7 protein-coding genes and 1 pseudogene are annotated in these 12,978 nt (G+C 65.7%); 4 read left to right on the top strand and 4 right to left on the bottom strand.

The features are described 5' to 3' along the window. Nucleotides 1–69 precede the first annotated feature (69 nt). Nucleotides 70–1,125, top strand: coding sequence for a sigma-70 family RNA polymerase sigma factor (locus tag Afe05nite_RS36435; RefSeq protein ID WP_203821858.1), 1,056 nt, complete (start codon nucleotides 70–72; stop codon nucleotides 1,123–1,125). 571 nt (nucleotides 1,126–1,696) lie between these two features. Further along, nucleotides 1,697–3,220 (top strand): arabinofuranosidase catalytic domain-containing protein, encoded by a 1,524-nt coding sequence (locus Afe05nite_RS36430; protein ID WP_203821857.1) that lies wholly within the window; start codon nucleotides 1,697–1,699, stop codon nucleotides 3,218–3,220. Nucleotides 3,221–3,548: 328 nt separating this feature from the next. Here Afe05nite_RS36430 and Afe05nite_RS36425 read toward each other — a convergent pair whose 3' ends face one another. After that, on the bottom strand, nucleotides 3,549–3,806 hold the full coding sequence (locus Afe05nite_RS36425; protein WP_203821856.1) for a hypothetical protein: 258 nt from the start codon (nucleotides 3,804–3,806) through the stop codon (nucleotides 3,549–3,551). Between the two features lie 651 nt (nucleotides 3,807–4,457). Beyond that, a complete protein-coding gene (locus Afe05nite_RS36420) occupies nucleotides 4,458–5,828 on the bottom strand; it encodes a CE1 family esterase (RefSeq protein ID WP_203821855.1) in 1,371 nt (456 codons plus the stop codon). Nucleotides 5,829–6,352: 524 nt separating this feature from the next. On the opposite strand from Afe05nite_RS36420, the pseudogene Afe05nite_RS36415 reads away from it, so the two are divergent. Continuing rightward, nucleotides 6,353–7,175, top strand: a pseudogene (locus tag Afe05nite_RS36415) (transposase family protein). Nucleotides 7,176–7,458: 283 nt separating this feature from the next. Here the strand turns inward: Afe05nite_RS36415 and Afe05nite_RS44740 are convergent. Both Afe05nite_RS44740 and Afe05nite_RS44735 read right to left on the bottom strand, forming a co-directional pair. After that, nucleotides 7,459–8,994, bottom strand: a complete 1,536-nt coding sequence (locus tag Afe05nite_RS44740) for a methyl-accepting chemotaxis protein (RefSeq protein WP_203821854.1) — start codon at nucleotides 8,992–8,994, stop codon at nucleotides 7,459–7,461. 198 nt (nucleotides 8,995–9,192) lie between these two features. Next, nucleotides 9,193–10,263 carry a methyl-accepting chemotaxis protein gene (locus Afe05nite_RS44735; protein ID WP_203821853.1) on the bottom strand — a complete coding sequence of 357 codons (1,071 nt, stop codon included), beginning with the start codon at nucleotides 10,261–10,263 and terminating at the stop codon, nucleotides 9,193–9,195. A gap of 687 nt (nucleotides 10,264–10,950) precedes the next feature. Between Afe05nite_RS44735 and Afe05nite_RS36400 the strand changes: the two genes are divergently transcribed. Next, on the top strand, nucleotides 10,951–12,978 hold the full coding sequence (locus tag Afe05nite_RS36400) for an ATP-binding response regulator (protein ID WP_203821852.1): 2,028 nt from the start codon (nucleotides 10,951–10,953) through the stop codon (nucleotides 12,976–12,978).

The following is a 12,978-nucleotide window of genomic DNA, read 5'->3' as shown; positions in this document are numbered from 1 at the left end:
CCGGTGTCCAACCAGCAGGGACGACGAGGCCGGCTGAGGACGCCGCCCGATGAGACCGAAGGTGGAGCCGTGGCAACCGACTTGATCACCCGGGCGAAGGCCGGCGACGGTCAGGCTTTTCAAGCACTGACCGAACCGCACGTACGCGAATTGCAGGTGCACTGCTACCGGATGCTCGGCTCCTTCCAGGACGCCGAGGACGCCGTGCAGGAGACGCTGCTGGCGGCCTGGCGGGGCCTCGACGGGTTCCAGGAGCGCGCCTCCCTGCGCACCTGGCTCTACCGGATCGCCACCAACCGGTGCCTCAACGCGCGCCGGTCGGCCAGTCGGCGCGTACCCAAGGATTGGGACATGCCGAACATCGCACCGCCCGAACCGACCCGGCTCGGTGACGTCGTGTGGCTCCAGCCCTACCCGGACGACCTTCTCGAGGGCGTCGTGGACGCGCCGCCCGGCCCCGAGAGCCGCTACGAGCAGACCGAAGCCATCTCGCTGGCCTTCGTGACCGCCCTGCAGGCGCTCCCACCTCGCCAGCTAGCCGTGCTGATCCTGCGCGATGTGCTCGGCTTTCACGCCGACGAGGTGGCCGCCATGCTCGACACGAGCGTCGACTCCGTCAAGAGCGCCCTCAAACGGGCCCGCGCCGGCCTGCGGCACCGGCGGCCGACCGGCGATCGCGAGCCCGCCCCACCCGCCGGTTCGCCCGCCGAGGAGGCGATCGTGGCCAAGTTCGTCAGCGCCTACGAGTCCGCCGATCTGGACGCGCTGATCGCCCTGATGACCGACGACATGTTCATGTCGATGCCACCGATCCCGTTCGAATACGTGGGTCGCGAGGTCGCGGCCGGCTTCTACGACGCCATCTTCGCCTCCGGCCGCCGATCCGACCTCGTGCCCACGCGCGCCAACGGCCAGCCGGCGTTCGCGGTCTACCTGCGTGGCGCGAACGGGGTCAGCCACGGCACCGGTTTCTTCGTGCTCACCCTTTCGGGTACGCGGATCTGTGCGGTGACCCGCTTCGAGAACACGGCACTGCCGTGGTTCGGCTTGCCGCGATCACTGCCGAGCCGCACTGTCCCACCGGCCGATCTCCGGTCGGCCGGCTGGCACGGCGCTCGACGATGAGCTGATCTTTCCGACCCGGAGACGCACCGCACGTCCTCCCCCGCACCGCAGCGACGGGTCACGGCCGGCCGCCGGTCGGGCCGGCACCGCGGTGTCTATCGTCGTGATGCCTGGTCCACCGTGTGCAACCCGCCGACGTGCCGGGCGACCGTCTTGAGCCTCGGGGCCCGGAATCAGGCCGGGCCGGAGAGCCGCCGGAAAACCTGACAGGACCGCGTGCCGCTCCACTGTGCGCAACCGAATGAGTAGCGTCTATGCAGGTCAAGGCGGCGTGTGGGGAGCGTAACGCTTTTCCAGGGATGGCTTTTTGACGATCGTGACAATCGAACTAGGAAAACGATTGCCCAGTTCGGGGGATGCTCCTGGCACACTGAGGCCCTGCACCTGGACCAGGGGACAGCCAGGGCATCCGACCTCGGACAGCGTCCCCCGCGCCCTGATCCGCCGCATTCCCTCCCATCCCCAAACACGCCTCGCTTCATGGGCACGTCGACAGCGCTCCGTCGATCCACCGAGTCGGTCCGCGGGGTCGTCCGGCGTTCCGTGCGGCGAGGCCGAACGGAGCAGTTCTGTGACCTCACCTAGTTCTCGACGCCGCTGGTGGATCGCGGCCGGCACCGCCGCCGTCACCCTCGCCGTCGGTGGCCTGGCCGGCACCCAACTGGCGTCGGCTGCCGCCGCCGGTTGCCAGGTCAGCTACACCGTGCCCAGCCAGTGGGAGGGCGGATTCACCGCGAACGTCAACGTCACCAACCTCGGCGACCCGGTCAGCAGTTGGCAGCTCACCTGGGCGTTCACCGCCGGGCAGACCGTCACCCAGCTCTGGAACGGTTCCGTGAGCCAGTCCGGCGGCCAGGTCAGCACGACCAACGCCGCCTACAACGGCAACGTGGCGACCGGCGCGACGGTCAACGTCGGCTTCAACGGTTCCTGGACCGGCAGCAACCCGACGCCGAGCTCGTTCGCGTTCAACGGGGTCACCTGCACCGGCGTCGTGACCAGTTCGGCCAGCCCGACCCTGTCGCCGTCCGCGTCGGTCTCGCCGTCCGCGTCGGTCTCGCCGTCCGCGTCGGTCTCGCCGTCCGCGTCGGTCTCGCCGTCCACGTCGACACCGGGGACCCAGCTGCCCTGTGACCTCTACGCGACCGGCGGGACGCCCTGTATCGGAGCGCATAGCACCACCCGGGCGCTGTTCGGCGCCTACAACGGTCCGCTCTACCAGGTGCAGCGGGCGTCGGACAAGGCTTACAAGGATATCGGTCTGCTCTCGGTCGGGGGTTACGCGAACGCGGCCACCCAGGACTCGTTCTGCGCCAGCTCCGCCTGCACGATCACCAAGATCTACGACCAGAGCACCAACCACAACGACCTCCCCATCTCCTGGGGCGGTTACTGGAAGGGCCCCGGCCCGAACGGTTCCGACATCGGCGCCGACGCCAAGGCCCTCCCGGTCACCATCGCCGGGCACAAGGCGTACGGGGTCAAGGTCAACCAGGGTGTCGGCTACCGCGTCGACCACGCCAAGAACGCACCTACCGGCTCCCAGCCCGAGGGCATCTACATGGTGACCTCGTCCAACTACGTCAACAAGTGGTGCTGCTTCGACTACGGCAGCGGTGAGAACTCGCACACCGACACCGGCAACGCCACCATGAATGCCATCGAGTGGGGCACCGCCTGCTGGTTCGCGGACTGGGGGAACCCGAAGAGCCCGTGCGTCGGCACCGGTCCGTGGGTCGAGGCCGACCTCGAGAACGGCATGTACCACACCACCACCGGCTCCAACAAGGACCCCAACAACCAGGGCGTGCACTTCCCGTTCGTCAGCGCCTGGGAGAAGAACAACGGCACCAGCAACTTCGCCCTCAGGTACGGCAATGCCGCCAGCGGCGGATTGACCACCGCCTTCTCCGGGGCCCTGCCCAGGGGCTACTCCCCGATGAAGCTCGAAAGTTCGCTGCTGCTGGGCACCGGCGGCGACAACAGCACCTCCGGCGTCGGCGAGTTCTTCGAGGGCGCCATCACCGCCGGCTACCCGAGCGACAGCACCGAGAGCTCGGTCCAGTCCACCATCACGGCGGCCGGTTACCGCTGATCGCAGTACGTCGACCCGGCCACGCCGGGTGCCCGGACGCCGGCACCGCCTTCGCGGTGCCGGCGTTTGCGGGTGAGCTCCGGGGCTGTACGCGGAGCGCGAGGGCGTCGGGGAAGAGTGCGGCAACGCACCGAAGCACTACGCCGCGACTCCTCGATCCCCGGCCGGGACATCGTCCCGGTACGCACGGAAGTCCCCGCCAGCGTTCCCGGACCAGCGTTCCCGGACCAGCGTTCTCGGACCAGCGTTCCCGGGGTCTTGCACTGCGCTGGGACGCGCCTCGGTCCTTCTTCGTCACCGACCGAGCAGAGATCGCGACACCGGCCGCCTACATCGCCCGAGCACTGGAAAGGGCACAGCGGCTCGACACGCGGATCGGCGTCGCCGACACCCGGCAGGAGACGATCCAGTCCCGTGCCGCAGTGCTGGTCAGAGCCCGTGGCAATTCTCGACCGGCCTGCGCGTGTTCGCGGCCGGTTACCGGTTCGGGTTCCAGCCGATACAGGCGCTCCAGCGACTCCTCGGCGGCCACTGCGCCGTCTGCGGCACGGAAGGCCTCGGCCGGCGCGACGGATTCGTCAGCCATTTTGGCGGACTGCCGGGTAACCGCTGCACCGGCCACGCTCAAGGCGGTCAAGCCCAATAGGACTGCCGCCAGTGCGAAACCCGGTACACGCCGCCCCCCTGCATTGAACGCTCCACCCTGCGCACCCTGGTACTCCCGCGGCGACATGCCGCCTCTGCAGCGGACCCTACGATGAATCGGTTACCTGGCGCGGGATTTGCCGGCTCCGGTTCTGCGCGATTGAGCCTTTCCGAGTAACGGCCGTTGACGTTGAGTGACGGGTTTATGTCAGGTGGTACGGCCGTGCTCGATGTGCGGGATCACGAGGGCTGCGGCGGTGATCCGGCCGGAGCCAAAGGGCAGAGGCTGGCGTTACGCAGGGCTTTGAAGGTCCGGGCGTGTCCACACCCGCCCACAGGCGACCGCTACCTACAGTGCTCGGACTATTACCCGGAAACCTCGATAGGAGCTGGTAACAAGTATCGAACGTCCGGGCCACCGGACGATCCGTTCAGCGCGATCGATGTCGCGGCCAGGGCAGACGGCGGCGCGGTCTCCTGCTGGCCGATGGTGGCCAGCAGGAGACCGCGCCGCGTCGTCGCGAGAGGCCGGAGCCGGGTCCGCTGGGGCGTTCAGGGTGCGTGTTTCATCTCGATGCCCCTCTTCCGCCGGTCAGGCAACGGTGCACGCCGCGCCGTTGAGCGTGAATGCGGTCGGGGTGGCGGTGTTGCCGGTGTGATTGGCCTGGAATCCGATGACCACCGGCGCATTCGGGGCGAGGGTGGCGTTGTAGTTCACGTTCCGGGCGGTCACCTGACCGGACGCCGGCGAGTACGTGGCGCTCCATCCTGAGGTGATGCTCTGGCCACCGGGCAGGGTGAACGCCAGGGACCAGCCGTTGATCGGGGCGCTTCCGGTGTTGGTGATGGTGATGCTCTCGGTCAGCCCGGTGCTCCACGGGTTGATGGCCGCGCTGACCCGGCAGGGTCCGCTCGCCGGACTCGAAGGGCTCGGGCCGGGCGACGACGGACCGGGTGACGACGGACCGGGCGAGGAAGGGCCGGGCGAGGAAGGGCCGGGCGAGGAAGGGCCGGGCGACGAGGTGCTCGCGAACTGGCTGAAGAACTTCCACACCTCCGGCTTGACCCAGCTCCGCGCGCCACTTTCACAGCTGGCGCACCCGTCCACCGGACCCTGCTGGTGGCCGCCGTCGAACGCCGCCCAGACGACCGGATACCCCGCCCGGCAGCCGGAGTACTGGGTCAGGATGTGAGTGCGGCTGCCGACCGCCGGCTCGGGCGGGTTCTGCCGGGTACAACCGTTGTTGGTGACGAACCGGTCCCGCATCGACCGCCCACCAGAGATCGACAGGGTGCCGTCACTGACCCCGTGGATCCCCATGTACGCGATCGGCTGGGTGCCGCCGTCACAACCGCTGAGCTGACCAACAGCGATCACCGCGACCGCCCGGAACACCGTGGGACGCGCACACGCCAGCGCATAGGTCATCGCCGCGCCATAGCTGAAACCGACCGAGAACAACTGCGTCGTGTCCACACACAACGCGCCCTCGATCTGCTTGATCATGTCGTCGGTGAACCTCACGTCCTCACCGCCGGAGTTGCCCCAACCGTTGTTCAGGCCCTGCGGCGCAACGAAGATCGTGCTGTTGCCGGCCTGCGACTGCATGCCGTAGTAGGCCCACGACGCCCCGTCCGTGCCGCCCCCGGCGACCTGGTCGGCGGTACCGCCCACCCAGTGGTACCCGAAGGCCAACCGGTGCGGGAAGTTCCTGTCGTAGCTGTCCGGGACCTTCAGGATGTAGCTACGGTTCTTGCCGCCGCTCTGGATGGTCTGTTTGCCACTGTTCAGCCCGGGGGCCTTGCCGCATCCGGCGGTGGACGCGAGGGCGTTGGCGGCCAAGGGGGAAGTGCCTGCCGACGCCACGTGGGTGCCGGTCACAGCCAGGCCGACGACCAGAAGTCCGGCGGCGACGGTGGCGAGCAGTCCCTTGCGCCGAGAAGGGGGTTCGGCACGAAACACTAGTTACTCCAGTCCTGAAGAAGTGCGCGAGGGGGGTCGCACCAACCCTAATTGTGCAAAGATCATACGTCTCATGTCAACGAGGATCATCGATGTCTACGGCTGACTGCCGCGGTGGTTGCGTGTCGCCGTCGGGCCCTGCTCACGCATGGCGTCGGCGACCGCTCGCAGCACCGGGACCGACGGCGAGCTCCGGCTCACGCCGGTAACACTGATTGCGGTTAGATTACGAGCCGATGTCGTACTTTCAAGAGTTTCGATGGGTCGGAGGACTCGGACGGGGGTGCCGGCGGCGACTCCGTTAACGCCTTCTTGTAGGCCCGAAACGGGAACTCGCGTAACACTTTTCCCGGCCTCGTGCACATAGTGAGGCTTTCCGGGTAACAGCCCGAACACTGTAGGTGGCGGACACCGCCGGTCGAGTGTGGACACACCCAGATCTGATGCGGTGCAACGAAAAGCGCAGAACCCCGGTATGAAGTGGTCCTTCCACAGATCAACTTCAGTAGGGGCCCTGCGCCGCCATGAGTGTCACATATACCGCCACCCTGCCCGTGCGCGACCACACCGTGTTGTTCCTGTCCGGTCTGTTGCACTGCGAACGGCGACAGCTGGGGACCAGAGCCGGTACGAGGTCGCTGGGATGCTTCAAACAGGCGATCCTGGTGCTGCGCTGGCTGCTGGACGGCACCAAGGTCACCCAGTTGGCCGTCGACAACGCGCTCAGCATCTCGACCGGGTACGCCTACCTGCACGAGGGAATCACCGTGCTCGCCGGCCACGCCCCGAATCTGCACTCGGTGCTGCTGGCGGCGAAGATGGCCGGCTACGCCCACGTCAACATCGACGGAACCTTGATCGAGACTGACCGGTGCCGTACCCCCGGACCGACACCCGGGTGGATTTGTGGTGGTCGGGCAAGCGTGACAACCACGGCGGGAACGTGCAGGTCATCACGGCCCCGCACGGCTGGCCGCTGTGGACCTCGCCGGTGCGCCCCGGCCGCGAGCACGACACCACCGCCCTGCGTGAACAGGGCGAGATCTGCCGCTGCTGGCCGATTGGACCGGCGACGACCTGCGGGTACTCGGCGATCTGGGCTACGAAGGCGAGCAAGCCACGATCACCGTGGCCTTCAAGAAACCGAAGAACGCGACCTGCACCGACGTGCAGCAGCAGTTCAACCGAGCCCACAACGCCGTCCGCGCTCTCGGTGAACGCGGGAACTCGCTGCTCAAGACCACCTTCAAGGCCCTGCGTAACGTCAGTCTCTGCCCCCGGAACATCGGCCGGATCACCGCAGCAGCCCTCGTGATCCTGCACATCGAGCACGGCCGCACCACCTGACGAAAACCGGCTACCCGGCGTCAACGACCGTTACTCGGAAAGGCTCATTGCCCATCTGCATCACTGGGATGATGTTTCCGGAACGCGCGTCTTGCGGCGAAGGGTCTGACAATTGCTGATGGCTTAAACAGGCGTCATCGTCAATCTTTGCTTATTCGCACAAGCAATCAAAATAATTGAAGAAATCAGTTTGCAAGCAGCCCGGATGTATACCAGCCAGGGTTTATCAATCGGCCTCAACCGTAGATCTTCTGACGGCTGACGCGCCGTGCCGTCCTCCGGGTCAGCCGATGTCGTCGGCCAGGGATCGGGCCATGTGGGCCTGCTGTTCCAGCACGGTGTTGATTTCGTTCTGCACCAGGTCGATCTTGCCGATGATCTGACTTGTGGTGGCGATTCCGTCGGCGACGGCTGCGGCGTTCGACTGCAGGCTGAGGACCTGGTCATTGACTCGCATGGTCGCATCCGCGGTTTCCCGGGCCAGTTCCTTGACCTCGCTGGCCACCACCGCGAATCCCCGGCCGACCTCGCCGGCCCGCGCCGCCTCGATGGTGGCGTTGAGAGCGAGGAGATTCGTCTGATCAGCGATCGCTGAAATGATCTTGAGTACATCGCCGATCGACGCCGACGCCTGACCGAGCGCCCCAACGCCGGCGGTCATCGTATCCGCCTGAGCGACAGCCTCGCCCGCCACTTGCATAGCCGTCTCACTCGACGCACGCAGTTGCGCCACGGTCTCGAGCAGAGCCCGGGACTTGCGTGTCACAGCTTCAGCCGCGCGTACCTGGCTGATGCGCTGGGAGACCAACTGACCGACATTTCGCAGGGCAGCTGCCCGTTCCTCGGACAGGATCAGATACTCGGTGGTGAAGAAATCCATCGTGCCGATGACACGACCTGCGACATGGATCGGGAAACAGACCCCCGACCGCACCCCGGCTCGGCCGGCGGCGGGGGCACGTACGCAATCGGTGAGCTCAGCCAGATCACGGACGAAGACCAGGTCGTCGGCGCGCCATGCCCGGCCGGACAGCCCGACACCACGCGCGAAGCGCGCTGACAGAGTCACCTGCCGAAATTCCTCACCAGCCGAACCGGACTCGACGCGGAAGGTGAGAACGTCACCGTCCTCGTCGATCTCCCAATATGATCCGTACGCCCAGCCGAATGCGGTCCGCACCGACTCCAAGGCCGCCCGCAACGCTGATTCCGAATCACTACTCTCACCGATCTTGCGGACCACCTCGTTGACAGCAGCCCGATCGCGAGCGGTCATTGCCAGTTCCGCCACAGCGACAGCGTTGGACCGCGCCAGATCCGCGATCCGGGCGATCGCTGCCCACTTCTCCCGGCGGCCCGCATCCGCCTCCACCGGCCGGCGGCTGAAGTATTCGAACACCGAAACGACAGTGCGGCCTCGCACCACCGGCGTCACGATCACGCCACGCATGCCCGCCTGGGCTGCGGCCTGGCACCGCCGGTCGGGCGCACCGGTGGTACCGCCGCCGATGTTGACGTATTCCGCCCGGCCACTCTGCAGGACCCGGATAACCAGATCCGGGGTGGTCGCCCGTAGATGCTCGATGGCATCTCCCGACTCGTAGACGAGATGCAAACTGCCTCGCTCGTCGGGTGTCCACGCGGCGCCGTAGCCGAGCTCGTACTCCCGGATCATGCAATCGACGGTGATCTGCAACGCCGATCCCTCGTCGGCGGCGGCCGTCAAACTCTCGACAAGCGCCTCCAGCGCCTCGACATCCCGCGGCACCGCCACCGGCGCCGGTTCTGCGGCCCGGATCGCCCTTGCGGATCGGAACATGACCGCCTCCTGTCTCGGCAACTCACCTGCATCAACCAAAGTTCAGACTCGTTTACCTCGCCATGAGTGCCGTGCCGGTGCAGGCGCGGTGCGCTAACCATGGAGAGTCTCTTTCGCAGCATGCATTCTTCGCAGGAAAATTCGGAGCCGCACGCTCCTACCGTGGGACACGGCCCGCGGTAGTGGTGATACGGGGCCTCAGTGCGCAGCTGACTCCAAGAAGGTGGCGAGATCGCTGGTGACGGCATCGGCATGGTGCGCGGCGGCGCTCAGGTCACGGCTGATGCTCTGATTGGTGATTGTCTGTTCCTCGACCGCCGTGGCCACCGCGCTTTGGCTTTCATGAGCGGAGTGCACGATCTCAGCAATTCTGTTCATGTCCTGGGCTGCGGTCTGGCTCAGGTTCTGGATATTCTCAATCATTTCGCCGATCCGTTCGGTCGCCTGCTGCGTGGCACTGGACAAATCCTTGACCTCGCCCGCGACCACGGCGAACCCCTTGCCGGCTTCACCGGCGCGAGCGGCCTCGATCGTCGCGTTGAGCGCGAGAAGATTTGTCTGGCGAGCGATCCGGGAGATGGTGGTCACGACGTCGCTGATCTGTTCTGACGCGACGCCAAGACTGTTCATCGTTGCCCCGGCCGCCTCGACGACGGTAGCCGCGTCGGCAACCACGGCGCCGGCCTGGTTACCGTTGCGGGCTATGTCGTCAATCGTCGCCGACATCTGTTCCATGGCGGTGGCAACCGACCCGATGAGACTGTTCACCTCGCGGTTCTTGTCGACGGCTTCGCTCAGCCTGCGGAGGAGGACATCGGCCTGTTTCTGCGCGGCGACCTTGTCGGAGATGTCCTGCCAGGCGACCACGTAGCCGACCACCTCGCCGTTCGGGTCGGCGATCCGGTTGATGTGTGTGTCAAGGGTGACCCTCCCGAAAGTGAACTGCGCATGGCGGGGAAGAGCCGACGGGTCCTGCAGGATCCGTTCGATCCGGGCCGGGTCGCGGTGAAAGCGGTGGATGCTGCCGCCGAGCAGGTCCGCGGTGGAGACACCGAAAACTCTTTGTATCTCGGCCGCCATGGTGGTGATCGTCTGCAATGCCATCGGGTTCGCGTAGACCAGGTTCAAGCCCCGATCGGCGATGAAAATGTTGGCCTGGACACTGGTCAGGGCTATGGCGGCGGGAACACCCTCGACGACCTCGCCGCCGGTCCACGACCTTGGCGACGTGACCGTCATATCGCCGACCGGCCGGTGCGTCGTGAACATCAAATCGACCACGATACGGGCGGTGCAGCGGGCCGTTGGTACCGCTCACCCCGAAAGTTCTGCCTTATCGCACAGGCGTTACCAACCATTTCGCTCATGTCCTGACTCCTTGAAACCAAAGAACATCTGGCACCGCAGCAGACACTCGTCACAGCTGCCACACTGTCAACGCGTGTCACGAATTTGCAAAAACTTTCAACTCACTATCGGTGCCCGGCCGTGCTGGGCGCAGCCCAAACATCCAAATTATATGTTCGACCTTTTCGATATCGCGGGCTGCCGACTCGCCGCCCGACACAGGCACTGATCGTCCAGGTCGCCCGAATCTCTCTACCTGCGCGCTCCCCTATGGATGGGTGAGACGCCGCTGGGAGCGCGGCTGACCACGCCCGTGAGGATGCCGGTAGAGGCCAAGGTCCCGTCGAGGGGGTCTTTTGAAAAACCCGAAAAAATATGAAAAGCCAGATATTTCGCGTCGCGAAATGTTAGATGATTTCCCGGCGGCGCTCGCCGACCGAAATGCGGTAGTCAATTCTCCGGATCAAGCCTCAAATTTCGGCGCTGGAGCAACAATGCCTTATACCAGGCTGCAGCGGCCCCCGCCACCGCGCCGGACGCCGGCACGGCCGCCGCGCCACCGCCGTGCGGGACATTTGATTGATGGGCAGATCGATGATACCGACGTTGATGATCGTGGACGACGAGCCGGCTAACCGAGACGTCTTACGACTGCTGCTCGAAAGTCACGGGGAGTACCGTATCGTCGCCGCAGCAGACGGCCAGCAGGCACTGGCCGAGATTGATGTCGAACACCCGGATCTAGTTATCACTGATGCACTCATGCCCGGCCTGGACGGGTACCAGCTGACCCAGGAAATACGTCAGAAATCGCAATGCCCTGGAGTTCCCGTGATCATCCTTAGTGCGAACTACAGCGAAGCGGAGATGCTCAGCATTTCGCAGTCCTGCGGTGCGAACGTAGTTATGTCGAAGCCGGCCGAGCCGGAAAAGCTGTTCGCCGCCGTGGATACCTTGTTGTCGTCCTTGCCCGCCGCGGCAGCCGTCCCCGGGGATGCGCATCATTTCCCGGCTGAGCACTTGAAGATGGTGGCCGACAAACTTGTCGCGACCACCCATCGCCTGCGTCTTACCGAGGAACAACTTCAGCGAGTGGCTGATGCTGCGCCCGTCGGGATCGTGCTGACCGACGAATGGGGAAGGACGTTGTACGCCAATCAGGTCATGACCGAGATCACCGGACTGTCGACGGAGGAGCTTCGCGGGGAGGGCTGGACCGCCTGCCTGAACCCGCCGGATCGCGTAGCCGCACTTGAGCGAACACGCACCGGAACCAGTTCGACGCCGTCGACGTCGGCCCCATGGCAACTTTCCGGCTCCGACCGATGGCTGGTCGCCCACTTCCAGACCATCGGTGAGGGAAACGGCAACTATGCGGGAACAATCATTACCGTCAGCGACATCTCCGGGGCCATGGCAGCGGTCGAGAAGGAGCAGGACGAGCAGCGTCGAGATATTCAGAACCGGGCCGAGCGCGACCGGCTGGAAAGTCTGCGACGAATGGCCTCAGGCATTGCTCACGAGTTCAACAACGCCCTTGCCACCGTGTTGTCCTACGCGGAGTTCCTGCAAGAAACCGTCGTCGAGGACACCGTGATCCTGACCGCCCCGACGGGTCCACAACTACTCGACGACCTGAGCCGTTTGACGGCAGCCGCCAAGCGGGCGCGCAACTTGGCCGGCGCCATGTTGAGGTTCGGCAGTCGCATCGTCTCGACGTCGCCCCCCGTCGGCGTCAACGCCATCGTCCGCGACAAAGGACTTTCGCTCGCCGTCGGGCTTCCCGACAGCGTCGCCCTGTGTTGGGACCTCGGCAGCGATCTGCCTGACGCCCAGGCGACCGCCGAAGCGATCGACCAGGTCCTGACCCAAACGGTCGCCAACTCCGTGGACAACATGCCAGGCGGCGGCACGATCTTGGTCGTCAGCGAGGTGGTGACGGTCTCGGACGAGGTGACCGAACGAGGGCTCCGTGTCCCCCTCGACCTCGATGCCGGCCGCTATGTGCGGCTGACCGTCACCGACGATGGTGCAGGTATGCCCGATGACGTACTCGTTCACGCGATAGATCCGTTCTTCACCACCAAAGTCGGCCACTCCGGACTCGGCCTGTTCACCGCTCTGGGGGCGGTAAGGCAGATAGGTGGCGGCATCAGCATCGAGTCCGGGCCGGAGCGGGGGACCTCCGTACACGCCTATTTCCCCGTCGGCGCACCGGAGCCGTCAGCGGGCCCGGCCGCACCCGCACCGACCCCTACGGGCACCCGTACCATCCTCGTCGTCGACGACGATGCCGCCCTGTTGACCGTGATCGTCCGCATGCTCCAACATGACGGCTACTCGGTCCTTTCCGCGAGCAGTGGTCCGGAGGCGCTCGCCGTTGCGGACGCTCACCCGCATCGCATCGACTGTCTGCTGACCGACGTGGTCATGCCGACCATGCTTGGCAATGAACTAGCGGATCGGCTCACCGCCGCCCGGCCACAGATCCGTGTCCTCTACATGTCGGGCTACGCGGACCCCATGGCCGGCGACCGACGAAGCCTGGCTCCGTACCCGATGCTGACCAAGCCGTTCACCCGGGCCGACCTCTACGCCGCGCTCGACCAACTGGTCCCCACCGGCGCTGCGGCGTAG

It is taken from the genome of Paractinoplanes ferrugineus (genome assembly GCF_016862195.1).
GTDB lineage: Bacteria > Actinomycetota > Actinomycetes > Mycobacteriales > Micromonosporaceae > Actinoplanes > Actinoplanes ferrugineus.
Note: the sequence above shows the minus strand (reverse complement) of the source record. Positions and strands in the feature narration are given on the sequence as shown.

Excerpts from the sequence above, each read along its gene's own strand:
- Afe05nite_RS36425 (WP_203821856.1), bottom strand. The coding sequence starts at position 3,806 with ATGGCTGACGAATCCGTCGCGCCGGCCGAGGCCTTCCGTGCCGCAGAC.
- Afe05nite_RS44735 (WP_203821853.1), bottom strand. The coding sequence starts at position 10,263 with ATGTTCACGACGCACCGGCCGGTCGGCGATATGACGGTCACGTCGCCA.
- Afe05nite_RS36400 (WP_203821852.1), top strand. The coding sequence starts at position 10,951 with ATGATCGTGGACGACGAGCCGGCTAACCGAGACGTCTTACGACTGCTG.
- Afe05nite_RS44740 (WP_203821854.1), bottom strand. The coding sequence starts at position 8,994 with ATGTTCCGATCCGCAAGGGCGATCCGGGCCGCAGAACCGGCGCCGGTG.